General features: G+C 38.5%; 23 protein-coding genes and 1 pseudogene. 6 read left to right on the top strand and 18 right to left on the bottom strand.

What is annotated here, in order from left to right; genetic code table 11:
• The 3 genes from AC1UFB_RS03640 to AC1UFB_RS03650 all read right to left on the bottom strand — a co-directional run.
• A partial coding sequence (locus AC1UFB_RS03640; protein ID WP_482588552.1) for a DUF4372 domain-containing protein occupies nt 1–519 on the bottom strand: 519 nt, incomplete at its 3' end.
• A gap of 220 nt (nt 520–739) precedes the next feature.
• On the bottom strand, nt 740–1,525 hold the full coding sequence (locus tag AC1UFB_RS03645) for a class I SAM-dependent methyltransferase (protein ID WP_328101849.1): 786 nt from the start codon (nt 1,523–1,525) through the stop codon (nt 740–742).
• A 112-nt stretch (nt 1,526–1,637) separates the two neighbouring features.
• Complete coding sequence (locus AC1UFB_RS03650; RefSeq protein ID WP_061785039.1) at nt 1,638–2,072, bottom strand: BrxA/BrxB family bacilliredoxin; 435 nt, start codon at nt 2,070–2,072, stop codon at nt 1,638–1,640.
• 211 nt (nt 2,073–2,283) lie between these two features.
• Between AC1UFB_RS03650 and AC1UFB_RS03655 the strand changes: the two genes are divergently transcribed.
• Nucleotides 2,284–3,141, top strand: coding sequence for a polysaccharide deacetylase family protein (locus AC1UFB_RS03655; RefSeq protein WP_035319866.1), 858 nt, complete (start codon nt 2,284–2,286; stop codon nt 3,139–3,141).
• A gap of 34 nt (nt 3,142–3,175) precedes the next feature.
• On the opposite strand, the gene AC1UFB_RS03660 is transcribed toward AC1UFB_RS03655, so the two are convergent.
• From AC1UFB_RS03660 to AC1UFB_RS03680, 5 genes are all read right to left on the bottom strand, one after another.
• Nucleotides 3,176–4,300 carry a conserved virulence factor C family protein gene (locus AC1UFB_RS03660; protein WP_100347600.1) on the bottom strand — a complete coding sequence of 375 codons (1,125 nt, stop codon included), beginning with the start codon at nt 4,298–4,300 and terminating at the stop codon, nt 3,176–3,178.
• Nucleotides 4,301–4,374: 74 nt separating this feature from the next.
• Nucleotides 4,375–6,273 (bottom strand): ABC-F family ATP-binding cassette domain-containing protein, encoded by a 1,899-nt coding sequence (locus AC1UFB_RS03665; RefSeq protein WP_100347599.1) that lies wholly within the window; start codon nt 6,271–6,273, stop codon nt 4,375–4,377.
• Entirely contained in the window at nt 6,254–6,910 is a 657-nt protein-coding gene (locus AC1UFB_RS03670) for an HD domain-containing protein (protein ID WP_138117138.1), read from the bottom strand. The genes AC1UFB_RS03665 and AC1UFB_RS03670 overlap by 20 nt, the downstream gene beginning before the upstream one ends.
• 275 nt (nt 6,911–7,185) lie before the next feature.
• Nucleotides 7,186–7,722, bottom strand: coding sequence for a hypothetical protein (locus AC1UFB_RS03675; protein ID WP_482588555.1), 537 nt, complete (start codon nt 7,720–7,722; stop codon nt 7,186–7,188).
• 122 nt (nt 7,723–7,844) lie between these two features.
• The gene (locus AC1UFB_RS03680; RefSeq protein ID WP_062687392.1) at nt 7,845–9,533 is read right to left on the bottom strand and encodes a formate--tetrahydrofolate ligase; all 1,689 of its coding nucleotides are present in this window, start codon (nt 9,531–9,533) and stop codon (nt 7,845–7,847) included.
• 325 nt (nt 9,534–9,858) lie between these two features.
• Between AC1UFB_RS03680 and metA the strand changes: the two genes are divergently transcribed.
• A complete protein-coding gene (gene metA / locus AC1UFB_RS03685; RefSeq protein WP_100347597.1) occupies nt 9,859–10,767 on the top strand; it encodes a homoserine O-acetyltransferase MetA in 909 nt (302 codons plus the stop codon).
• A gap of 51 nt (nt 10,768–10,818) precedes the next feature.
• Here metA and AC1UFB_RS03690 read toward each other — a convergent pair whose 3' ends face one another.
• On the bottom strand, nt 10,819–11,868 hold the full coding sequence (locus AC1UFB_RS03690; RefSeq protein WP_157803585.1) for an N-acetylmuramoyl-L-alanine amidase: 1,050 nt from the start codon (nt 11,866–11,868) through the stop codon (nt 10,819–10,821).
• Between the two features lie 258 nt (nt 11,869–12,126).
• Here AC1UFB_RS03690 and AC1UFB_RS03695 point away from each other — a divergent pair, with 258 nt between their 5' ends.
• The gene (locus AC1UFB_RS03695) at nt 12,127–12,288 is read left to right on the top strand and encodes a hypothetical protein (RefSeq protein ID WP_169799841.1); all 162 of its coding nucleotides are present in this window, start codon (nt 12,127–12,129) and stop codon (nt 12,286–12,288) included.
• Between the two features lie 93 nt (nt 12,289–12,381).
• Here the strand turns inward: AC1UFB_RS03695 and AC1UFB_RS03700 are convergent.
• Nucleotides 12,382–12,627 (bottom strand): annotated as a pseudogene (locus AC1UFB_RS03700) (DUF4183 domain-containing protein); the annotation flags it as partial.
• A gap of 131 nt (nt 12,628–12,758) precedes the next feature.
• On the bottom strand, nt 12,759–13,436 hold the full coding sequence (locus AC1UFB_RS03705; RefSeq protein WP_061785044.1) for a class I SAM-dependent methyltransferase: 678 nt from the start codon (nt 13,434–13,436) through the stop codon (nt 12,759–12,761).
• A 142-nt stretch (nt 13,437–13,578) separates the two neighbouring features.
• Between AC1UFB_RS03705 and AC1UFB_RS03710 the strand changes: the two genes are divergently transcribed.
• Complete coding sequence (locus AC1UFB_RS03710; RefSeq protein ID WP_061785045.1) at nt 13,579–13,800, top strand: DUF3892 domain-containing protein; 222 nt, start codon at nt 13,579–13,581, stop codon at nt 13,798–13,800.
• A gap of 16 nt (nt 13,801–13,816) precedes the next feature.
• Nucleotides 13,817–13,963: a hypothetical protein gene (locus tag AC1UFB_RS03715; protein ID WP_167556148.1), complete on the top strand. Its 147-nt coding sequence runs from the start codon at nt 13,817–13,819 to the stop codon at nt 13,961–13,963.
• A 40-nt stretch (nt 13,964–14,003) separates the two neighbouring features.
• On the opposite strand, the gene AC1UFB_RS03720 is transcribed toward AC1UFB_RS03715, so the two are convergent.
• The 3 genes from AC1UFB_RS03720 to AC1UFB_RS03730 form a co-directional block, all read right to left on the bottom strand.
• Nucleotides 14,004–14,738 carry an alpha/beta hydrolase-fold protein gene (locus AC1UFB_RS03720; RefSeq protein ID WP_328100934.1) on the bottom strand — a complete coding sequence of 245 codons (735 nt, stop codon included), beginning with the start codon at nt 14,736–14,738 and terminating at the stop codon, nt 14,004–14,006.
• Between the two features lie 73 nt (nt 14,739–14,811).
• The gene (locus AC1UFB_RS03725; RefSeq protein ID WP_025907679.1) at nt 14,812–15,966 is read right to left on the bottom strand and encodes an ROK family transcriptional regulator; all 1,155 of its coding nucleotides are present in this window, start codon (nt 15,964–15,966) and stop codon (nt 14,812–14,814) included.
• Between the two features lie 46 nt (nt 15,967–16,012).
• Complete coding sequence (locus AC1UFB_RS03730; RefSeq protein ID WP_100347595.1) at nt 16,013–16,564, bottom strand: extracellular solute-binding protein; 552 nt, start codon at nt 16,562–16,564, stop codon at nt 16,013–16,015.
• Nucleotides 16,565–16,785: 221 nt separating this feature from the next.
• On the opposite strand from AC1UFB_RS03730, the gene AC1UFB_RS03735 reads away from it, so the two are divergent.
• Nucleotides 16,786–18,516 (top strand): glycoside hydrolase family 13 protein, encoded by a 1,731-nt coding sequence (locus AC1UFB_RS03735; RefSeq protein ID WP_061785048.1) that lies wholly within the window; start codon nt 16,786–16,788, stop codon nt 18,514–18,516.
• A gap of 484 nt (nt 18,517–19,000) precedes the next feature.
• On the opposite strand, the gene AC1UFB_RS03740 is transcribed toward AC1UFB_RS03735, so the two are convergent.
• The 4 genes from AC1UFB_RS03740 to AC1UFB_RS03755 form a co-directional block, all read right to left on the bottom strand.
• Nucleotides 19,001–19,876, bottom strand: a complete 876-nt coding sequence (locus AC1UFB_RS03740) for a helix-turn-helix domain-containing protein (RefSeq protein ID WP_076513895.1) — start codon at nt 19,874–19,876, stop codon at nt 19,001–19,003.
• Nucleotides 19,877–20,137: 261 nt separating this feature from the next.
• Nucleotides 20,138–21,229, bottom strand: a complete 1,092-nt coding sequence (ribD, locus tag AC1UFB_RS03745; RefSeq protein WP_328101531.1) for a bifunctional diaminohydroxyphosphoribosylaminopyrimidine deaminase/5-amino-6-(5-phosphoribosylamino)uracil reductase RibD — start codon at nt 21,227–21,229, stop codon at nt 20,138–20,140.
• Nucleotides 21,226–21,969 (bottom strand): GTP cyclohydrolase II, encoded by a 744-nt coding sequence (locus AC1UFB_RS03750; RefSeq protein WP_025907674.1) that lies wholly within the window; start codon nt 21,967–21,969, stop codon nt 21,226–21,228. The genes ribD and AC1UFB_RS03750 overlap by 4 nt, the downstream gene beginning before the upstream one ends.
• Nucleotides 21,970–22,252: 283 nt before the next feature.
• On the bottom strand, nt 22,253–23,461 hold the full coding sequence (locus tag AC1UFB_RS03755; protein WP_328101532.1) for an MFS transporter: 1,209 nt from the start codon (nt 23,459–23,461) through the stop codon (nt 22,253–22,255).
• Between the last annotated feature and the right edge of the window lie 200 nt (nt 23,462–23,661).

Consider the following 23,661-nt stretch of genomic DNA (forward strand, 5'->3'; position numbering starts at 1 on the left):
ACCCCGGTCAAAGACGTACATGCATTCTTTGTCGTCAACGAGTACTTCCAGCTGACCACGATCATGTTCAATCGCATTCGTTAACACCGCTTTATCCGGGTATGAACAGCCTTTTTCTGCGTAAACAAGACGTAAATGAAGCTTAATGCCTGATTTTGTTTTACGGAATTCAGCCCACTTATGGTTTTTCAAGTTCAATGGCAACGTACTTGAGTCGATAATTTTCAGTGGTGTTGTCGTTTCTCGGCGCTGCTCATAATGTGGTCCGAGCTGCGAAAAGCTAATCGCTTCTAAATGCGTCGCTTTTTGAAGGTCGTCAGAAAATAATGTCTCACTGACTGCACGCAGACTCTCGGTTTCATTGAGCTGAGCAAATACGAACAATTTCAAGAATGACGCAATGTGTAGCTTCTTTGTATAGTAATTTAATTGATAGCTTTCAACCAATTCCTCGAGTTTTGTGGAGAAAATCGGTGAAAACCATTGTTCAAATGATGTTTTTCGTGTAAACTTATCCATGTTTATTGTTCTTTATTTTGGATTTGGATGGTTTAGTACCGCCCAACCATTATAAAGGCTTTTTTTATGCAAAGATAAAATTACTGAAAATTTAGATTCTTATAAAGCGTTGAATTATTTTAATGCGACACTAGTGAAAAAATATAGTTTAAAAATTTTTTTATACTGCTTTTAGTTTCCCTCTACCTCTTTTATAGTGAATACAAACCATATTTTTATTTTATCTACCTTCCTTTATCTCAATAACACCGTAATGAAAAGCGGCGGTTTTACGCTTATACACATGAAATTGATGCTCATGAAAACGCGTGCTTTTGTAATGATCTTTAAGCACAACACGCTTCCTTGCAACTCGCTTTGCCTGCGTCATAACTTGCTCCGTTAGCGGTGTGTATAAAGCAAGTTGCTTTAACCCTTGAATTCCGTTAGAGTCAGCAAGGTTTGCTTCAAACATGGGATCAAAATAGACAATATCAAATGAATTATCTTCACAGCAATGAAGATATGTTTCGAATGTTTGGTGCATGACAGAGATTCTGTTCATCGCTTCATCTATTTCACGAATACCACTTTTCCACGTTTTTAAGCCTTGCTTTAATAAATACGCCATAAAACGATTTCCTTCTAATCCCTTTACTAGCCCTCTTTCTCCGACGGCAAGGCTGGCAATAATACTATCGGAAGCAAGTCCTAGCGTGCAGTCTAATACGCTCATACCAGTTGTTAATTTTGCGGCTTGAATAAACGGGTCTTGTTCACCTTTTAATAACCGCTTTGCCCGAAACATCGCTGAGTTTGGATGAAAGAAAAATGGTTCTTCTGCTTCTTGGATATGTAGTTCCATTCTCTCTTTTCCAACAACTAAAAGATCTGATTTTTCTTTTTTCTGCAACATTTTCACAGATGTTTTTGCTCGAGCAACGTATGGAATGTGCAAATCATTTGCTACGCTTTTAGCAAATCTAATCATCCTTTCATCCGTTCTCCCAGCTGTCGTTACAATCATTGATTTTACTCCTTTCCACCTAAGCTACATTATTTACGCAGAAGAAAAAGGATGCCTGAAGACATCCTTTTCGCGTCTTACATTATTCACCTACTTCGTAGCACGCTATAAATTAGCAGTGCTTGTTAAAACCGTCTAAAACATTTTCAAAAATGGCTTCTAATGATTGACCTTCAATTTCGTGACGTGGAATGAAGTGAACAACTTCTTTTCCTTTTAATAGAGCCATTGATGGAGAAGATGGTTCAATATCACCAAAATATTCTCTCATCTTTGCTGTTGCTTCTTTGTCTTGGCCAGCAAATACAGTAACCGCTTGATTCGGTTTATTTTCAGCATGTAAAAATGCTTGTGTTGCCGCAGGGCGAGCTAACCCAGCAGCGCATCCGCATACGGAATTCACAACAACAAACGTTGTACCCTCTGCATTTTCCATAAATTCTGTTACCGCTTCTTCTGTTGTAAGCTCTTTATACCCAGCACGAGTTAACTCTTCACGCATCGGCTTAACAAGCTGACGCATATATTCTTCATATGCCATTGACATCGTAATCTTCCTCCTTACAATGATTCATCCACACATCATACTACAAATGCCAGGAAAAATCTAGCTAGAGCTCGGTTCAGTACCACATAAATTGAGAAGAAACAGCAATTACTAAAATTCGTTCAATTTTTGCCGTATTTTACTATTATTCTTCCATTTTTTATACTATAGTTATAGGTAGAAGTTTATACATAGAAAGGATTTTTTTCAATTGAAACCGGCTTTACAGAAATCAAAACAATTTTACATTGGAATTAGCTTAGTACTACTCATTTTTCTTTTATTGGTGGCAATTGGCAAGTATACGAATGCACAAACAATGAGTGCAGCAGCAAAAGAACCCTTGGCTTACACACCAATGCCACAAAAAGAAAACGGTGTAAACTATGCAGGCAAGACGTTAAACACATTACATCACAGCGCGTATTTAGCAAATACGCTAAACGATCGCAACGAACCGCTTACTAAACCAATTTTTATTACGTTTGATGACGGACCTAACAATGATACTCCAAAAATCTTAGATACTCTAAGAGACTACAACGTCAAAGCAACGTTCTTTTTATTAAAGAATCAAATTGACCGATATCCTGACATCGCTAAGCGCATTGTTGCTGAAGGGCATAGCGTCGGATGTCATGGAGTTTCACATGATATTCATCAGATGTACGGGCAAGATGGCGCTGCTTTAAACGAAATGACAACGTGCTTAAAAGCTCTTAAGGACGTGACTGGCGTTGATAGCAAGCTCATCCGCGTACCTTTTGGTAGCGTGCCGTACTTAAAGGAACCGCATAGAACACAGCTGACTTCTCGTTACCAGCTGTGGGACTGGAATATTGACAGTGAGGATTGGGCGCTACGCTCTGCGCCAAAAATCATTCAATCCATTGAGCCACACATTGAACACGTGAATGCAAGCGAACAAACACCGGTTATCTTATTTCACGATAAGCCTTTTACGGCACAGTCTTTGCCAACTATATTAACCTATTTACATTCTAATCATTATCAATCTATGACGATTAATAATACAATGAAACCATTGCAGTTTCCTTTTCACACATAAAAAAAGAGCATTCATCTGAATGCCCTTTTTTCTCTTACCCTTTACGACTTTCCGTCATTTGTTTCCAAACGGATCCTTTTGCTTCTTCTCCGCCTGCAATTCGTTCAATTGCTAGTTTAATTTGTAAATCAACCTCAAACTCTGGATCGTTTTCCGCTGCTTTTAAGGCTGACAAAGCTGTTTCGTCTCCTACTTCGTATAAAAACATTGCTGCTCTCCAGCGCACAAGCTTACTTTTATCTTGTAGCGCTTCACACATCGCCGCAATCCCTTCTTCAAACCCTAAATCTGACATACAGTCTCCTGCAGTACGACGAACCGTTACAGATTTATCTTTTAAAGCTTTATATAAGAATGGAAGGACTTCTTTCGATTCAATCATTCCAAGATAGACCGTTGCTAAGCGGCGGATGGATGCTTTTTCATCATCAAGCGCTTTGTTCAAAACGGGTAAATCCTCTTCTGTTGGATTCATTTGCTCTAAATGAGCATAACGAACTGTCCAATCTTCCTCATCTAACATTTCTTCTGTTACTTTATATGCTTCGCGTGGCTTTACAACTTGCTCTCCACTTTCCTCTTGCTTTGCAAGTTGGACAAGTCGATTCAAACGCTCCTCAGGATAAGCTGCTGATAATTCCTCTACAACATCTTCTCCAATTGCTTCTAGTTCACCGTAGCGAACTCCTTGCTCTTTCCATTTACGCTCCAATACAACGTTTGATGCAAATTGCTGAACTTCAGCAACCGCTTTTGCAAAACGATTTGGAAGCCCAAATCGCTTCTCTTCTGTTCCATCCGTTAACTTTACTTGCATAGGGACATTTTTAAACAGTTGAACAGCTACGCTCACTTCCCCGTAGTGCTCATTAATCTGCTGGTTTTCAGTCTCATCCTGTATGTCTTCTCCAAAAGCTGCGCGAACCTGAGGTAAAATTTGTTTCCAATCATATTTTGCATTACGCTCAACTGCCAAAAAATCAGCGACGTGATATACGCCTTTTACGCCTTCAACCTTCATGATTTCTTGAATAACCGCTGGGGCTTCATGACTATTATCTTTATGGTAGTTGTTGCTTTTTCCTCCAGGCAACACTTCATTTAAATTGATCTTCATTGTATTCGGACTTGGTGTGGGTTCAATAGATTTAATCTTCATACACTCATACTCCTCAATTTCATTTTTTTACATTGTAACATGCTCAAAAACAGAGGGTCTAATCACCTGCTTTTTTACGCATTTTCAATTTCTTCAATTAGTTCCGAAAGCTCCGTCCAGCGTTCTAGCAGCTCATTTAAATCATCGTTTGCTTGCTCTTGTTCCATCGATAAGGTATGGGCTTTGGAGTAATCACTTCCAGCTCGTTCAATTTCAGCTGTTAAGCGTTCAATCTCCTCTTCTTTGGCTGCAATTTTATCTTCAATTTCATCCCATTCTTTTTGCTCTTTATATGATAAGCGACGCTTTTTCTGCTTTTCTTGTACTCTAGGCTTTTCTTCTTTCACTTTGGTCTCTTGCACTTGTTTTTGCTTTTGACGTCTTGCTTCTTCCAGCTGATCCGTATAAGCACCGTAATAGGTTGAAATGACGCCGTCTCCTTCAAAGACCAACAAGTAGTCAGCGACTTTATCTAAGAAATAGCGATCATGTGAAACAGTAATAACAACGCCTGGAAATTCCTCTAGATAGTCTTCTAGAACCGTTAACGTTTGTGTATCTAAATCATTGGTTGGCTCATCTAACAGCAACACGTTCGGTGAGGTCATTAAAAGCTTCAATAAATAAAGGCGACGACGTTCTCCACCTGAAAGCTTTCGAATAGGCGTTCCGTGTGTATGAGAAGGAAATAAAAAACGTTCAAGCATTTGCGAAGCTGAAATTACTTTTCCATCCGTCGTTTGGACGATTTCAGCTGACTCTTTGATATAATCTAGCATTCGTTTATTTAAGTCCATATCGTCACTTTCTTGCGTATAGTACGCAATTTTAACAGTTTGCCCACGATCAACCTCTCCGCTATCAGGTCCAATACGACCAGCAAGCATGTTTAAAAGCGTTGACTTCCCGCTTCCATTTTTACCGACAATCCCAATCCGATCTCCTTTTTTCACAATGTGAGTGAAATCGTTCAAGATCATCTTACCTTCAAATGCTTTTGACACTTCTTTTAGTTCAACAACTTTTTTCCCTAAACGACTGCCTGTTAAACTTATATCCAGTCCCTCTTTTTCAGTACTTCCTACTTTTCCTTCAAGTTCTTCAAATCGTTGAATGCGCGCCTTTTGCTTCGTTGTTCGCGCCTTGGCACCACGTCGAATCCAAGCTAATTCATTACGGTATAAATTACTTAACTTGGATTGCGTTGCTTTTTCTTGCTCTTCACGAAGTGCTTTCCCTTCCAAAAACGCTCCATAATTTCCTTTGTAGCTGTATAAATTACCACCATCTAATTCAAAGATGCGATTCGTAACGGCGTCTAAGAAGTAACGATCATGCGTTACGAGTAAAACGGCACCTTGATACTTCGCTAAATATTCTTCTAGCCATTTTACCGTTTCATAGTCCAAGTGGTTTGTCGGTTCATCTAAAATTAAAAGATCCGGCGTTTGAATTAAGCTTTGAGCAATGGAAACACGTTTTTTCTGACCACCAGATAATGCCCCAATTTTCTCTTGCATATTGGTAATACCAAGCTTCGTTAGAACGGCTTGGGCACTAGAGTTCGCTTCCCATGCGTTCATTGCATCCATCTTTTGCTGAAGATCATATAAATTCTGCTGCGCTTTTTCACTCGAAGCATCTTGCTGGAGCTCGTACAGCGCAAGCTCATATTGCTTTAATAACTGAAGAAGCGGCGTATCACCGCTGAAGACCTGCTCTAGCACCGTAAGTTCAGGATTAAAATCCGGGTGTTGAGGCATATACGTAATGCGGTAATCCTTCGCGTGCATGACTTCGCCACCATCGGCTATTTCCAGTCCTGCAATAATTTTTAGCAACGTTGACTTTCCTGTACCGTTGACACCAATTAAGCCAATTCGTTCATTTTCAGTAATGGTAAAGGTTAAATGATTAAATAAGTTCTTTTCCCCATACGTTTTTGTTAATTCTTCAATCGTAATCATTTTCATTGTTATAATTCCACTCTTTCTTAAATTGTGCTAAAAAACCAAGCATATAGTCATGACGTTCCTTTGCAATTGCTTTAGCTGTGTATGTATTCATTCCTTCGTACAACTTCAGTAGCTTTTCATAAAAATGGGCAACAGCCGTTGACTTTCCATTTCGATATTCTTGTTCCGACATCACGTCTCGAATCTCAATTGAAGGATTGTATAAAGGTGTTCCTTTGGCTCCTGCATACATAAATGTTCGCGCGATACCCACTGCTCCAATTGCATCCAAGCGATCCGCATCTTGCACAATTTCTCCTTCTAACGTCGTCATGTCCGGACGGTTTCCACCTTTAAAAGACACTGTTTTTAAAATATGTATAATATGATGACAATCCTTTTCGCTAATCCCGTGAACAATCAGCCACTCTTCTACTTCTTTGTAAGCTTTATTAACATCAACCACTAGTTTATCATCTACAACATCATGAAATAAAGCAGCCAGTTCGACTACCTGTTTATTTCCACCTTCTTTTTCACATAGAATCATAGCTAAATTGCGCACGCGATTAATATGCTGCCAGTCGTGGCCCGTAGTGTCATGTGCGAGCTTCTCTTTCACAAATGCTTCTGCTTCTTTTATCGTTCGCTTCATCTTAGCCTCCTTATGAAACGCATTTATTCAATTCATTTTACCACAAAGAAGCTCAGGGTGTTTGAGTAACAAAAAAGCAGATGAACACTACACTCACCTGCTTTGCCTTATATTAATTCTTCAATGTCTTTCTTTATATCTTTTGGTGAAGAGCGACACTTGTTCACCTTTAATCGTTTTTGCAGAATACTTATAAACTGACATACATTCGACCTCCATTTAGTAAAGTATCGTTCATACCTTTATTGTAATGTATGAGATGTCGTTTCAACAATTTATAAGCGCTTATCATGTGCTTGCTGTTCACAATAATTTTTCAACTGGTCCATTGTTTGGAGCATATAGTCAATCATCTCAATTAAATCGGCCACTTGGTCTTCATAAACAAAGCGGTTAAACATCATTTTTACTTCATTTTCATATTCGTCAGTGTCAACTTCATGAATCACTCGTTGTTCAATTACTCGATTCTCTCCCCAAACTCTTTCACACAGCGTGCGAATTTCATTGCAGTCTTCAATCGTATAAGCAACGGCTTGCTTAATATAAAAAGCAATAAATACCGTACAGCCTGGCTTTTCCTGACGAGACAGAGTTAACTCAGCATGGATGCTATCTAAATCCGTTGAAAGAGCCAAGGTTGCCGTACAGCACGAATGCTGCTGAAATGAAATACGATACGTCCTCGTAAACCGAGCTAAGTCCATTAAGTCTTCACGATTTACAACCGATACTTGCCCCGATAAATCTAAATCGTATATTTCCCCTTCCACAACCACTTTTAAATTATCAAATACAATTGGATCAAACATCGTTCCACTACTTTCTTTACAATAAAATAATTTATCCTTTACTTGTTCTAACCATTTCCTATGATAACATACGCTCTTTGGAAAAAATAAGAAAAAGACGATGCACCCATCGCCTTTTCCTATTAAAAGATTCCTACTGCTTGTCCGTTCTCGTCGACGTCCATATTTAGCGCTGCTGGTTTTTTCGGGAGGCCAGGCATCGTCATAATTGAACCTGTTAAAGCAACTAGAAAACCCGCACCGATCGATGGCTTAAACTCACGAATTGTGATGCGGAAGTTTTCAGGTCTTCCTAATAGTTCTTGATCATCACTTAGTGAATACTGTGTTTTCGCCATACAAATCGGTAAGTACGACCATCCGTATTGTTCAAACTGGGCGATTTGCTTGTGGGCTTTTGGAGAGAAATCTACGCCACTCGCTCCGTACACTACTTTTGCAATCGTTTCTACTTTTTCTTCAACTGTCGCTGATAAATCATAAATCGGTGCAAAGTTTGACTCTTCTGTTTTCATGATTTGGAGAAGTTCTTTTGCTAAATCAATACCGCCAGCTCCACCTTTTTCCCACACTTCTGTGAGGGCTACTTTTACGCTGTTTTCTTCACACCAGCTCATAATCGTTTCAATTTCTCCTGTACTATCCGTAACGAAACGATTCACTGCCACGACGCACGGAACTCCAAATGCGCGAATTGTTTCAATATGCTTTTCTAAATTCTTCATGCCTTCTTGTAGCGCTTCAATATTTTCCTTACTTAACTCAGTTTTTGGAACGCCTCCGTGCATTTTCAATGCGCGGACGGTGGCAACAAGCACAACGGCTTCAGGCTTAATATCTGCCATTCGTGCTTTAATATTTAAGAACTTTTCTGCTCCTAAATCAGCTCCAAATCCTGCTTCTGTCACAACATAGTCACCTAATTTAGCCGCCATCTTCGTTGCAATCACGCTGTTGCACCCATGGGCAATATTAGCAAATGGACCGCCATGAATAAGAGCTGGCGTATGCTCTAACGTCTGGACGAGATTAGGCTTAATCGCATCTTTTAACAGAAGGGTCAGTGCTCCTTCCGAGTTTAAATCAGCGACCGTTACTGGCTCATTTTGATATGTATAACCAACTACAATGCGAGCTAATCGTTTTTTCAAATCTTGAACGCTTGTTGCCAAACAAAAAATGGCCATAATTTCTGATGCTACTGTAATATCGAAGCCATCTTCTCTTGGTACACCTTGAACTGGACCACCAAGCCCGACTACTACTTGACGAAGTGCACGATCATTTAAATCAACGACGCGCTTCCATGTTACTTTACGCGTATCAATTCCTAGCTCGTTACCTTGGTGAATATGATTGTCAATAATAGCTGATAGCGCATTGTTTGCTGTTGTAATGGCATGAAGGTCTCCCGTAAAATGAAGGTTGATGTCCTCCATTGGGACAACCTGAGCATAGCCACCTCCAGCTGCTCCTCCTTTAATTCCCATGACTGGACCTAAAGAAGGCTCACGCATGGCGATAATTGCTTTTTCATTCAGCTGTTGAAGGGCTTGTGCCAGTCCTACAGTTACCGTAGACTTCCCTTCACCCGCAGGGGTCGGATTAATGGCCGTCACCAAAATAACCTTGCCATCCTTCTGGTCTTTTAAGCGTTCCATAATGTCCAATGAAAGCTTTCCTTTATAATGGCCGTATGGCTCGAGCTCCTCTTCTAAAACACTTAGCTGAGCTGCAATATCCTTAATCGGTTTCATCTTTGCTTCTTGAGCGATTTGTAAATCACTTTTCACTTGTTTCTTGGTTGTCATGTTATCCTTCTCCTTTTTCATACAAATGAATGCACGCTCTTTTTACCATTAAAAGAACCTTATTTATGTATATTAGTCTTATCTAAGTATTACCTAGCACTTACTGTTGATATTGTATCATTTTTGGCTTAAATTACGAATAAGAAACTCTACTTTTTCGAAAATTCAGTTGATTAATATTCTGTATATTCATATAATAGTGTATTGTATATAGAAATGAAAATCGTCTTTGAAAAAACCATTCAAGAGATAAAAAAATCTGTGTGCTCACTATATATAGTGATTGATTGCACGTTATATTACGAAAAAACAGGAGGAAGTTTTATTGCCTATTAACATCCCGCGTGATCTACCAGCAAAAGAAATTTTAGAAAAAGAACGTATTTTTATCATGGATGATGTACGGGCATTTAATCAAGAAATTCGCCCTTTAAATATTGCGATTTTAAATTTAATGCCTGAAAAAGAAAAAACTGAAACACAGCTGCTTCGTCTGCTGGGTAACTCACCGTTACAAGTACATATTACGCTTCTGCACCCAGCAACCCATGAAGCGAAGACAACGAGTAAAAATCATTTGGATCAGTTTTACAAAACCTTTAAGCAAATTAAACACCAAAAGTTTGATGGCATGATCATCACCGGTGCACCAATTGAACATATTCCATTTGAAGATGTGAATTACTGGTCGGAGCTCACTGAGATTATGGATTGGTGTAAGACAAACGTTACGTCAACGATGCATATCTGTTGGGGAGCTCAAGCTGGGTTATATCATCATTTTAACATTGATAAAAGACCGCTTGACGAAAAATGTACAGGTGTGTTCACACATACTTCTCTTCAAGAGCCTATTAAGCTTCTGCGAGGGTTTGATGATCTCTTTTTCTCCCCTCATTCACGCAATACAGATGTGGACTTAAATGAAGTGAAAGCTCACCCCGATCTAACGTTGCTATCACACTCAGAAGAAGCAGGTGTCTACTTAGTCATGTCAAAGGATGAAAAGTTCATTTTCGTAACAGGTCATCCTGAATATGATGTTCAGACGCTACAAGATGAGTTTATGCGGGACAAAACAAAAGGAATGGATGCAAAGTTGCCTGAGCACTATTTTCCAAATGATGATCCAACCCGTGCTCCGCTCAAAACGTGGCGCTCGCACGCAAATCTATTATTCATGAACTGGTTAAACTATTATGTTTACCAAGAAACGCCTTATGAGTGGAAATGAAAGAACCTGGTCACAAACAAAGCGGACTCTCTCTAGAGTCCGCTTATTTCTTTAAAATAATGCACGCCACGTATTTATACCAATGATTCCATCTACGGAAAGGCCTTTGCTACGCTGAAATGCTTTTACTGCACTTAACGTGTTGGTGCCAAAAATGCCGTCAATAGTGCCTGGATTATGGCCAGAAATATAAAGAGCGGCTTGTGCAATCCATGTTAAATTTCCACGAGCCCCTTGTACAATATTTACAACGGCATTCCTTGTATTACTCCCATAAATACCATCTACGGCTAAGCGAGCATTAAACTGCGTGTTCAGCTCAGACTGTAGACCTTTAATAAGCGCTGCTTTTGTATTAGGTCCATAAATGCCGTCTACAGCAATGCCTGTTTTATAGCGAGAATTTAACGTTTGTTGAATGGTACGAATAACAGTATCTCCCGAAGTTGAAGCTGGCGGAGCTGAAGACTTTGGTGGTGTTGGCTGTGGTTTTGCAGGTGCTTTTGGCCGCGTTGAAACTGGTGTTGGTGTTGGCGTAGGTGTAGCCCCTGATTTTGCAGGCAACCTTAAAAAAGTTGCCATTCCTTTTGCATAGGCATAGGCTATATTCTGTAAAAACGATTCGTTTTTAAGCAAAGTCGCATCTGCAGCTCGGTCAATAAAAGCAATTTCAGTTAGAACAGCCGGCATATTTGTACGACGAAGCACGGCATAAGAGGCTGTTTTTTTCCCTCGGTTTGGATGGTTGTAACCGCCTATTACTTTCTTTACTTCACCATGTACTGCATTTCGCAACGAAACAGAGCTAACTCTTCGACCCGTATAAATATAATCTTCGTATCCTGTTCCACCTCCAGCGTTCACGTGAATAGACATAAATGCGTCTGCTCCCCATGCGTTTGCCCGACTTGCTCTTTCACTTAGTGACAAAAACACATCCGTTGTACGCGTAGTGCGAATGGTAAACCCCGTATATTGATCATTAAAAAATTGAATCATGTATTGCTGAAGTTTTAATACTAAATTTTTTTCAAGCAGCCCACTTGACACGGCCCCTGAATCGTGACCACCATGTCCTGCATCAAGATAAATTTTTTTCATATCGCTTGTCTCCGCCCTATATTTAAATTATGCTGCATTCGCTTATAGCGACACGTACAGAAACCTACTTCAACTATTTTCTAAAAAAAGGAACGTAACCCGAGGTTTAATTTATGTAAATACAGAGTAAATACTATATAAAGAGACTTTTAACAGAATGATGTTAAATGAATCTGTTAATGATAAGCTGTATAGCTGTTTTATCAGCTCCTCATTCTACCTCAGAAGTCTTTACTGAAACGTTAGGGAGTTTTTTAAATGATTACAAAAAAAGAAGCGTTTCTATTTCATCATGAGTTAAATCGGCTGCTGGCAGATTATCGTAATTGTTCAAATTCAAGCATTCGAGATGAGATTTACAAAGATATTCTGTTAATAACGAACGTCATCCACGAGTTTAAAGAAAAAAGCTTGCATTAGATACAGAGATTAACTCTTTCCTTTTATATAGTTGAACACACATCAAAAAGGGAGTAACATTTGTTACTCCCTTTTTGATGTACTGCATATTCCTTACGTACTAATGGTTGTATCAACATCTAAGTTTGTGATGGAAGTAGACGTTGAGGTCACGTCTGCGAAATCATCAAGCTCTAATACCACTGGAACACCAAGGGGTACAGGTGCACTGATTGTTATCTGCGCAGGAGTAATAACGCTTAATCCTGCTTGTTGGAGTACTCCGTTGATATAAACGTTATATACATTATCTGCTGCGGGTGTAGGTAGTGCTGCAACGGGATCTCCATTATCATCTAAAAAGGAAGCAACGGGAAATGAGGTCGACTTTCTTTCGTGAGTTCATGTCTTTTTTGCTCCACGTTCATCCCTCTTTAATCTGACAGTCTTACTTCATTGGTATGTTGAGCTACATTTGGTTTATGTGTTTTTTACATTTTTTTCAATATAAACAACCATAAAAAGCTTAATGACTGCTTCAACTCAGAAGACAATGGTACAAGTGTTTCTTGGTTTACTCCTTTTTTATATACACCTTCACCATCTATAATCTCCCAACCATTTTCAAAAGCAAGCTGTTGAAACTCCCACGGCATCATCGTATTACAAATGACGTTCTCTCCGTACAGACGACGATAGCTATTGGTCCTTGGTTGTGCTGTTGGTCCTAATATTCCTACACATGCATGACCTCCAGACTTCACCACTCGTTTGATTTCATTTAATGCTACTAACGGCTGTTCTGTCCATTCGAGGACATTAATGACGACTACAGCATCTGCTAAATCATCATCAAAAGGAAGATCCATAACGTCTGCTGCTTTAAATGTCGCAACGTGCTCATGCAATTCTTTTGCTTTTTCAACCATCTCTGTTGATAAATCGACTCCAAGTGCTTTGTACCCCGCTTGTGCTAACAGCCTCGTTCCGTACCCATCTCCACATCCAATATCTATGACGGTACCATCTTTCTTAACATGCTGTTGAACTAAAGGGATAACTCCTTTTCTACTCCCGTTTTTCCACATATTTTCACTTTTTTGATTCCAGAATGAAACTTTTTGATTCCACTGTGAATGTGCTTCCTGATGCCAGTTAAATGTTGTCATGTATGTACCTCCTACTTTAATTTATTGTTATGTTATTCGTGACAAAAGCTTCTTTACCTTTTAAAAGGAATAAAACTCTACAGTTTAGCCATGATAAAAATGTGTAGGTTTCTTCATAATCATAACTAAGAAGGTGAAAAACATGGATCAATTTGTTGCCGTTCGCAAAGATGATAAAGGAAACTTAACTGAATTTAAAACACAAAGTGGTCAGATACTGAACTACGAGGAAGCCATGAAGCGTGTCGCCTCCGGTGAAATTGAACACGTTACGACGTTTATTGGAAAAGACGGCGATACATATATTCGCAGCGTACCTGACCATGATAAAACAAACAACTTAGATTCGTTACCAACTTTTTAAAAGGAGAATGATGATTATGACAAAGAAAAACAATAAAGGTAGTGCAAATCAAAGCAACCCAAAAACTCAGCATCAAATGGTTGAAATGGGCGAAGAAATTACGAGCGGAGATAATTCAAAAGGAAATAAGCGTAACAAAGATCAAAATAGCAAAACAAATTAATAGGACATAAAAAGCAAGGATCCAAACGGACCCTTGCTTTTTACAACCACCTTTTTACCGTGAACTTTTTATGAAGTGGATGTGTAATCATTATACAATGATGAATCGGAGCACCATAATCGTCAACTTCTCCTTTGCCATCATCTAAGTAAAGACGAAAACCCAATCCAGTATCAATAGGTAGTATAAACCGATTATAGAAATGGTGAGAATCCACCTTCTTAAGAGGTAAATCGGCGTAAATCCTTAATGCATCTAACAATGCATCTTTGCTGTTCACTTGAATGGAAACGGGCCCTCTATCAGATAGGTAATCTACGATTTCAATTTCTTTTGAGCTTACTATTCCTTCACTCTGAAACTGAACAACGGTTTTGCCCACAGACTTAGGGATAACCGTTCCATCTTTCGCAATTGAAACGATGCGTTCATTCTCAACTTGATATTCTCCTTTCGGTTGAATGCAAGCAAGAGTTGGAGGGACTTGCACACTATATTCATTCGCTCGCTCTTCTTTCATATTTTCAATTCCAACAATAATAATTTCTTGCATTTTCCCCTGCTCAACAAGTTTATTTACCACATGATGAACGTTCCATAATTGGCCGTTGAAGGCTGGATGAAAAATATTTTGACCATCATGCATATAGAGCACAGGATACGCGGTATTTTGTGCTTGTTTATAGCTAGGTGGTAAATAAACATACAAATTACGTTCGTTCTGCAAATGAATAGATTTAAAATTTGAAATTTCAACAATTGAATGCTCACTCAAACTAATTCACTCTTTATATTAATTCATTAAATTAAATAATATATTTAAAAGAAAAGAGCGCTTTTCACACCCTTTATACTTGTTTTTGATACACGCTATACCATAACGCTAAGCTACCGGCACCAATAATCTCGACATATTCTCCAAGTTCGGATGAAATAACTTCTACTTCCTCCTTACGAGCTAAGAAAGATCGCTCATTCACTTCCTGTTTAATAATTGACGTTAGATCAACGCCAGCAAGGGTTAATGGACCAGACACAACAATTTTTTTAAGGTGAACCATATTCACAAACGAAGCCAGAACGACCGCTATTCGCTCAGCTGCTTTTTCAACAACGCGCCTAGCTTTACCTTCTTGATTGGCTACTCGCTGTAGCACTTCTTGGATATCTTGTGCCTGTAGTTCTTCTACAATGGCTTGCTCTGATGCATATTGATTGAGACAGCCGCTGCTTCCGCACCAACATGGCTTTCCATCTGGCAGGTATGTCATATGGCCGAACTCACCTGCTCCTGTTAACCCACTGCGATATAATTCGCTTTTCAACACTAAGCTTGCTCCGATACGATATCCAAGGTACAAACACATAAAATCAGCAACTTGCTTTCCTTGTCCAAACATCTTTTCTGCTAAAGTTAAGGCACTTACGTTATTATCAAAATAAATAGGAAGCTTTAACTTCTGCTTTAGATATTGCACAATGGGCACATCAGGCCAACCAATTATATCGTTTCCTAAAAGCTTACCTTCTTTCAAATCAACTGCTCCCAATGAGCCGATCCCGATGCTCGCTACGTCTACTTCTTGCGCATTAATATACTCACTAATTCTACGTGCCACAAACTCTAAATACTCTTCCAGGTTAAAATCTGCTGGAACAGGAACCACTTGAATATTACGCGTCTCTCCTTTTAGGTTTACTAACCCCACTCGGATTGTCTCCATACTAATGTGAACTCCAACTGCCCAATAAGCATCGCCTTGTAAATCCAACGCGATGGATTTTCGCCCTACTCGCTTTGTTCCTTCTTGAACATCTCCGCGCTCAATGATAAAGCCTTCCTGGATCAATTCAGCTGTAATATAAGTAATTGTTGCTGGTGTTAGCTGTGTAATCTCAGCAATTTTCTGTCTCGACATCGGTCCGTTTTGCAGCAAAACTCTGAGTACCAATGACTGATTTAACTGTTTTGTTCGCGCTGTATTTTGACCTTTTAATACCATATCTCTCTATCTCCTATTACATCTTTGTATTTACTGGTATTTTTTATTATACCATGCACGCATTGAAATAATAGCGCCACTTTCCCTTCTGAAAAAGCGCTTCTAAGGTAGAGCCACCATTTTCACCAATAATAGCTTTTGGAAACAAGTTTTCGTTGTACCATTTTGAGATATAGCTGACCCCATCTATCGCCCCATCACTATGTAGTCCAATATCAGTTGGATCTAGCGATTGCTTCTCTTGTTTAAACACATAGCTTCCCATACCGCTCAATACAGCATTGGCAAAATAAAAATTATCCCATGGAGCCAAGAAACCGTATTGCCCTGCGTTTTGATTAGATTTTGAAATTTCGTAAAGTTCATTCATCGTTTTGGGTGCCTTCTTCATAAGGTCTTTATTATATGGAAAAATAGGCGTTTCAATAGCTTTTGGTAGTCCGTAAAGTTTCCCAGCATAAGATTCTGCTCGGATTGATTGTTCTGTAAATGCCGATACAATTGATGACTCTACTGTCACGGGTGCAATGACACCTTCTAGTGCTAGCTGACCAATTTGATCATGAGGTAAAGCTGCAATGATTTTCTTTATCTTCATAATAAAACCCCCTACTCAACAATTAATTAATTATTTTAATTAATTTCTTTATGATTCATCATTATAATTCGGTTTTCTATTCTTGCAAGCACTTACACCATCTTTTTTAAAATAAAACTCTTATGTTTTTCTATTGACACATTATTAAAATACTCATAATATAAGATTCAATCAATATTAATTAAGTAAATTAATAAATTAAGTTTGAAAGGATGTTTCTAATGCTTCGTTCTTCTATTTATCATCGACCGAAAAATAATTTCGCGTATGCGTACGATGAAGAAACTCTACATATCCGATTGCAGGCTCAAAAAGGAGATCTCCAAGATGTGACTCTTATTCATGGTGACCCTTACATATGGGAAAACGGTGAATGGATTTATTCAACAAGTTCTATGAAGCTTGTAGGTTCTGATGACTTGTTCGATTATTGGCAGGCTATCATTCGTCCTCCACATGCTCGCTTACGATACGGATTTATTTGCAACGATGGAAAAGAATCTTTAACGTATACGGAAAGAGGATTTTTTGAAGATGTTCCTACCCATTGTCACTACTATTTTGCTTTTCCATTTTTAAATAAAATAGATGTTTTTTCCCCTCCTTCATGGGTAAAAGACACGGTTTGGTATCAAATTTTTCCTGAGCGTTTTGGGAATGGAAATCCAAAGTTAAACCCAACGAACACCTTATCATGGGGAGAAACACCTACTCAAAGCAGCTTTTTTGGTGGCGATTTTGAAGGGGTCATTAATCATCTCGATCACCTTATTGAACTAGGAATTAACGGCATTTATTTCACACCTATTTTTAAAGCAATGACCAACCATAAATACGATACAATTGATTATTTTGAAATTGATCCACATTTTGGAGATAAAGAGACATTTAAGCGACTTGTAGACGAATGTCACAAACGCGATATTAAAATCATGCTTGACGCCGTCTTCAATCATAGCGGCTACTATTTTGAACCGTTTCAAGACGTTATTAAATACGGTGAAAGCTCGAAATACAAGGATTGGTTTCACATTGCCAAATTCCCGCTTAATCCAGGAAACCAACTATCTTATCGTACGTTTTCCTTTGAGCCAACCATGCCAAAGTTAAATACAGAAAATAAAGATGTGCAAAATTATTTACTAGAAGTAGCAGAGTATTGGATTCGAGAATTTGATATTGACGGATGGAGATTAGATGTAGCGAATGAAGTAGATCACCATTTTTGGCGATTGTTCCGCAACCGAGTAAAAGCAATTAAACCGGACGCATATATCCTAGGTGAAATTTGGCATGATGCAATGCCTTGGCTGCAGGGAGATCAATTTGATGCTGTGATGAATTACCGCTTTACAAACGCAGCGATTGACTTTTTTGCAAAAAAACAAACTACCGTAGAGCAATTCCAAAACGAACTGGTTCACGTGTTGCAATCTTATCCGCAGCACGTAAACGAGGTTGCTTTTAACCTGTTAGGTAGCCACGATACAGCGCGAATTTTAACCGTATGTGAAGAAGATACAAATCGTTTAAAGCTGCTTTATTTGTTCCAACTTTCCTTCACTGGAACACCTTGTATTTATTACGGTGACGAAATTGGCATGACAGGTGGAGATGACCCCTTATGCCGTAAGTGTATGGAATGGGATGAAAACAAACAGGACCTTGAATTATTTCATTTTGTTCAAAAGCTTATTTCACTTCGTCAACAAAGCCCAGCTTTCTCCAAGGGAGAATTCTCGTTCCATGCTATAAATGAGTCTCTTGTAAGCTATCGCAAAACGCTTGGTGATGAAGAGCTACTCATTATCATTAATCCAACAAACCGTTCATTAAAGGTTAAATTTCCTACCTCATTTGCTGACAGCATTGATTTATGGACAAATAAGCACGTATCAAACGATTTGATGTTAAACGAAAATGAATTTGTGATTATGCGTAAAATGAAATAACCGAAATGGCCATGATGATAGTCATGGCCATTTCGGTTATTTCATTTTAACTTTTATAGACTTCACCTTAATTAACGAGAACAACAAAAAACAAGCCCAACCAAGAACAGGTTGGGCTTAATTCATACATTTATTTCATAGAGGGGGTCTACTGAAAAAAGCTCTACAGCGGACTTATTATTGTGATATTGAGAAAATCGTTATAATCAATGTTGGTTCGGTAACCCTAAAGTTGTTACTTGACTTTCCTGAGTTACTGCACCAACTGATGCTACACCTGCCACCAATGTAAATGCTAATGTTAATCCTACTAATAATTTTTTCATAGATATTTCCTCCCCTTATTGTGATTAATGTTAGTGTAGCATAAGATTTTTTTTCGTGAATTTGATGATATGGGCGAATATACCTGTTTAAACGGGTATATTCTTCTAATTCGCTTTATTTTCTCAATAATTATAATAATAGGAATATTTTTGTTTTTTTATACGAAAAGTTCATTAATTTCACTTTTCACTAACTCCGTGAACTTTTCATTCCTTTGTAACTGGAAGATACGGACGGATTTCTCTAAGTATTCTTTCCCTTGCTTAACTCTTCCAAGCTTTATTAAGTTTTCACCAGTTTGGTAGTGAAGTTCACCAAATAAATACATGGACTCATTGGTTATGCAAAGATCGATCCCTCTACTGCTGTAGGTAATCGACTCTTCGTACTGTTTCATATCAGCTAATGTTTTCGATAATCCATATAAAATACGAACCTTCAGCATCTCTTGACGAATTTGTGGAAGTGCCGTTATATGCTTTAGCGCTTGTCTATATAGTTCTTCTGCATTTTCATATTCTTTTTCTTCATGATAAATGATAGCTACGCTGTTTAAAATCTCAATTTCTTTTTCTTTATAAAACGTCTTCGACTGCTTGGTATAGTCAATCGCTTCGTATAAAAGACTGAATGCTTTCTCTTTTTGCTTATGCAAGTAATACGTACAAATTCCTTCATGCCACGTTAAAAACTGCTTATTTAGCGTTGGTTGAAACAATGGACTTTCTTTTTCCTTCTTTATAATATGGTCAATCGCCTCATAGTCTCTTTGGCGAATATATTGACGGATAAGTGATTTTACTGCATCCACATAATCTAATCGGGGAGACTCAACTGTATCAAAAAAATAGTTTACATCTACGCCCAAACGCTTTGATAGCTTATACAGCGTAATGCTAGAAGGATACTCTTCACCATTTTCAATTTTGCTAATCTGCGCTTGGGTACAAATATCTTTTGCTAATTCTTGTTGAGTTAGCTCCGCCATTTTTCGAAGTTCTCTCATGACACGCCCAATTCTGTACTCTCTCATCTCATTCCTCACCCTTATATAAAATTTCAACCAATAGTATGTGTTTCTCTTTTTCTTAAGCAAATTCCTTTATCTAAAGACATAAAATCCGCTTTCCAAGACGTTTATAGGTCCTTGTATCAAAATAAACGATAAAACACAATATAAGTTTCGCAAATTTCACAAAATAAGCTACTGACTGTCGAAACCATACATAAAAAACCTGCATCTTGCTGTTAAAATACGCCTAACAGCTAAGATGCAGGTTATAAGAGCCAGCTTTTATTCATAGATTGGATACGCGCTAAATTTATAATCTCTGCCCAGTCGTGTTACGGTAACATGCTCAAACTCTAGTGCGTCTGACATTTTCTCAGCACCCTTTCCTTCCACAAAAGTAGGAGCATCTTCACCTCCAGCAATCTTTGGTGCCACGTAAAGCTCGAGCTTATTAATTAGCTGTTGTTCAATAAAGGATGCGTTCACTTGTCCTCCACCTTCAATTAAAAGAGAAGAAACCGAATGCTCACCCACTATTTCAAGCATTTGAGATAAGTTCACATGCTTTTCACCGCTTGTGACAAAGACTTTTACACCTTGTTCTTCAAGAGATTTTCTTTTTCTATCATCATAATTACTCGTTGTAAAAATCCACGTTGACGCTTGTTTATCCGTCACTACTTTTGCGTCCAGCGGCGTTCTTAGCTTTGAATCCAACACGATGCGAATTGGATTGCGACCACCTTCAAGACGAGTTGTTAATGATGGATTATCTTCAATAACTGTTTGAACCCCGACTAGAATTGCACCTGTTTCGTGACGAAGTTGATGAACATCTTTTCTAGCATCTTCTGACGTAATCCATTTGCTGTGAGAAGACGCCGTTGCAATTTTGCCATCTAGCGTAATGGCAGATTTTAAAATAACAAACGGCTTTTTTACCGTAATGAAGTGATTAAACACCTCGTTCATTTGACGAGATGCTTCTTCACATATCCCCACTTCAACTTCAATGCCCGCATTCTTTAAAATACTTACTCCTCGTCCTGCCACAAGTGGGTTTGGGTCAAGCGTAGCAATGACGACTTTTGACACTTCTGCTCGAACAAGCGCTTCTGCGCAAGGACCGGTGCGACCATGGTGGGAACACGGTTCTAACGTAACATATGCCGTGCTTCCCTTTGCTAACTCACCGGCCATATTTAAAGCATGAATTTCAGCATGAGGACCCCCCGCTTTTAAATGCGTACCAATTCCTACAATGCGGTTATCATTTACAATCACGCATCCAACAAGTGGATTAGGGTCCGTTTGCCCTTTTGTAGCCTTTGCATTTTGAATTGCAATGTTCATGTAAAATTCGTGACTAATCAAACCAGTACCTCCTCACCTAAGTGACCGGAGCGCTGCACTTTTGTTTGAAGATATTTTTCATTAAACTCTGATACGTCTCCCCAAAGTGGAATACGGCCAGATAATGAAGCACCGTTCTCTTCTAATGCCGTAAGCTTTTTTGGGTTATTTGTAATTAAAATAACCGGCTTTCTACGAATCTGCTTTAGCACGCTGATTGCTTCTTTATATTGACGAGTATCATCAGCGAACCCTAACTCTTCGTTCGCTTCAACCGTATCAAACCCATTTTCTTGAAGCACGTAAGCCATCGCTTTACTAAATAAGCCAATTCCTCTTCCTTCATGATTTGCTAAATAAAATAAGGCACCCGCTCCGTTTTCTGTAATCATCTTCATGGATTGTTTCAACTGGAATCCGCAGTCGCAACGCTTGCTTCCAAAAATATCACCTGTATGACAAATACTGTGCATGCGAATTAATGCTTGATCCGCTTCTTTAAAGTCTCCATATACAAGTACGCTAGACTGCTGTAAATCAGCTAAATTAGCAGAATTCACCTGTTCAACTAGCTCTTCTAAGCTAAGTTCTCCTTGTTCCACATCATCCGAACGTAACCAAGAATACCATTGAAAGATTTTAGTTTCTCCTTCTAAGTTAACCGGTAAACGAATTGGTCCTACAACGTATATATAATGATCTTGATTATTAATGACATTTACTTTATCTTTTAGTGCATCTATCACTTTTTCATTTAACATATTGGTTCCTCCTGACAATCACATTACATTCTTATTTTAAACTAATTAATGTCATCCTTCCAATTTGGATGCTTTACATTCCATTTAGTTACTTTTTGTAAGTTAATTTAATTATAAAAGTTACATTTATATTTGTAAATCATTTTATCTCAAAGTAAATAATTTGAACACTATTTATTACGCGTCAATGTGCTATATATAATTTTACAAGGGTAAGGAAACGAAAGAAAAGCACAGCGAATAATTTCTTCACTGTGCTTTTTTAAGCTTTTTCACCAATTTTTTATTTATTTACTATCTGTTTTTCCAACGCTACCCTAGAGGTAACTTTCGAATAGCGACCGTGCAGAGCATAATAAACTACAAGTGCCATCACACCAATAATAGCACACACACCGTACATTCCTTGATAACCAATTGAACCAGAGACAACCGCTAATACAAAGGATCCCACTCCCAATCCCGAATCAAATAAAACAAAGAACGTAGCTGTGGCAACTCCACGACACTGCGGTGGTGATACTTTTATTGCAATAGATTGTAAGCTTGATGTTAACGTTCCAAACCCAATTCCAATCAAGCCACCAGCTAGTAGGAAAGTCGTCCCTGAAGACGCTTGACTGATAAGAAATACACCGATTGTAAACAGTAGAATTGCTGGATAAACAACGAAGTTCTCACCATAGCGGTCAAACCATTTTCCTGTAAATGGACGAGACAATAATAAACAAACCGCATACACAACAAAGAAATAGCTTGCTACGCTTGTGAAGTTCATCTCGTTAGCAAAGACAGACACAAACGAAATAATGCTTGCGTACGCAAATGAAAGCACAAAGCCCGCTAATGCAATTGGAAGTGCTTTGAATTCAAATAGGCTTGCTAGGAAAGATGCCTTCACTTCTGTAGAGCTTTTCACCATTTTTAGCGTTGGAACTTTTAGCACCAAGCTACATAATAACCCTAACACTGATGCTACAATTGCTACTGTAAAAACGGCTGAATGCCCAGATGCTTCGATTAGTGTTAATCCCATAAACGGTCCAATTACCATCGCTAGGTTCATAAATGTAGCAAAGTAGCCCATTCCTTCTCCACGACGATCATCAGGAATAACGTTTGCTACAATTCCCCCAGTAGCTGTTGTTGCCATTCCGAACCCAATTCCGTGCAATACGCGAAGCAGCAGCAAACTTGAAAGTGAATTGATTTGACTATATAAAACCGAACCAATTAAAAAAAGCACCGCTCCAATGACTAGAATTCTCTTTTGACCAAAGGTAATCATCCATTTTCCAGAGAGCGGGCGAAAAATAATAGCTGAAATTAAAAACACTGTAACAATAAGTCCTAAACTGCCTTTATCTGCTTGTAAAATGTCTGTAGCATATAAAGGAAGCGTAACTGTCATCATATAAAAAACAACAAAAATAAAAAAGCTTGTCATCGAGACGGCTACAAAATCTTTCGTCCATAGCTTTGACTTACTCATTTCATTCCTTCCTTTCCTTTAAACAATTATCATGTTAATTTCCATAAAAATAATTAGTATACAAATTATATGAACTAAAACTATTATAGTGATAATTTCCTTTTATGTCAATTCACTTTTTGGTATCCTCACTTCTGTTTCCAGCTTCTCACAAAACAGCCAGGCAAAGCGGATCACGTGCTTTCCACTTTACCTGGCTG

Source organism: Priestia sp. KCTC 13724, from assembly GCF_056820425.1.

Excerpts from the sequence above, each read along its gene's own strand:
- AC1UFB_RS03645 (WP_328101849.1), bottom strand. The coding sequence starts at position 1,525 with ATGATTGTAACGACAGCTGGGAGAACGGATGAAAGGATGATTAGATTT.
- AC1UFB_RS03650 (WP_061785039.1), bottom strand. The coding sequence starts at position 2,072 with ATGTCAATGGCATATGAAGAATATATGCGTCAGCTTGTTAAGCCGATG.
- AC1UFB_RS03660 (WP_100347600.1), bottom strand. The coding sequence starts at position 4,300 with ATGAAGATTAAATCTATTGAACCCACACCAAGTCCGAATACAATGAAG.
- AC1UFB_RS03665 (WP_100347599.1), bottom strand. The coding sequence starts at position 6,273 with ATGAAAATGATTACGATTGAAGAATTAACAAAAACGTATGGGGAAAAG.
- AC1UFB_RS03670 (WP_138117138.1), bottom strand. The coding sequence starts at position 6,910 with ATGAAGCGAACGATAAAAGAAGCAGAAGCATTTGTGAAAGAGAAGCTC.
- AC1UFB_RS03675 (WP_482588555.1), bottom strand. The coding sequence starts at position 7,722 with ATGTTTGATCCAATTGTATTTGATAATTTAAAAGTGGTTGTGGAAGGG.
- AC1UFB_RS03680 (WP_062687392.1), bottom strand. The coding sequence starts at position 9,533 with ATGACAACCAAGAAACAAGTGAAAAGTGATTTACAAATCGCTCAAGAA.
- AC1UFB_RS03690 (WP_157803585.1), bottom strand. The coding sequence starts at position 11,868 with ATGAAAAAAATTTATCTTGATGCAGGACATGGTGGTCACGATTCAGGG.
- AC1UFB_RS03695 (WP_169799841.1), top strand. The coding sequence starts at position 12,127 with ATGATTACAAAAAAAGAAGCGTTTCTATTTCATCATGAGTTAAATCGG.
- AC1UFB_RS03705 (WP_061785044.1), bottom strand. The coding sequence starts at position 13,436 with ATGACAACATTTAACTGGCATCAGGAAGCACATTCACAGTGGAATCAA.
- AC1UFB_RS03710 (WP_061785045.1), top strand. The coding sequence starts at position 13,579 with ATGGATCAATTTGTTGCCGTTCGCAAAGATGATAAAGGAAACTTAACT.
- AC1UFB_RS03715 (WP_167556148.1), top strand. The coding sequence starts at position 13,817 with ATGACAAAGAAAAACAATAAAGGTAGTGCAAATCAAAGCAACCCAAAA.
- AC1UFB_RS03725 (WP_025907679.1), bottom strand. The coding sequence starts at position 15,966 with ATGGTATTAAAAGGTCAAAATACAGCGCGAACAAAACAGTTAAATCAG.
- AC1UFB_RS03730 (WP_100347595.1), bottom strand. The coding sequence starts at position 16,564 with ATGAAGATAAAGAAAATCATTGCAGCTTTACCTCATGATCAAATTGGT.
- AC1UFB_RS03735 (WP_061785048.1), top strand. The coding sequence starts at position 16,786 with ATGCTTCGTTCTTCTATTTATCATCGACCGAAAAATAATTTCGCGTAT.
- AC1UFB_RS03740 (WP_076513895.1), bottom strand. The coding sequence starts at position 19,876 with ATGAGAGAGTACAGAATTGGGCGTGTCATGAGAGAACTTCGAAAAATG.
- AC1UFB_RS03750 (WP_025907674.1), bottom strand. The coding sequence starts at position 21,969 with ATGTTAAATGAAAAAGTGATAGATGCACTAAAAGATAAAGTAAATGTC.
- AC1UFB_RS03755 (WP_328101532.1), bottom strand. The coding sequence starts at position 23,461 with ATGAGTAAGTCAAAGCTATGGACGAAAGATTTTGTAGCCGTCTCGATG.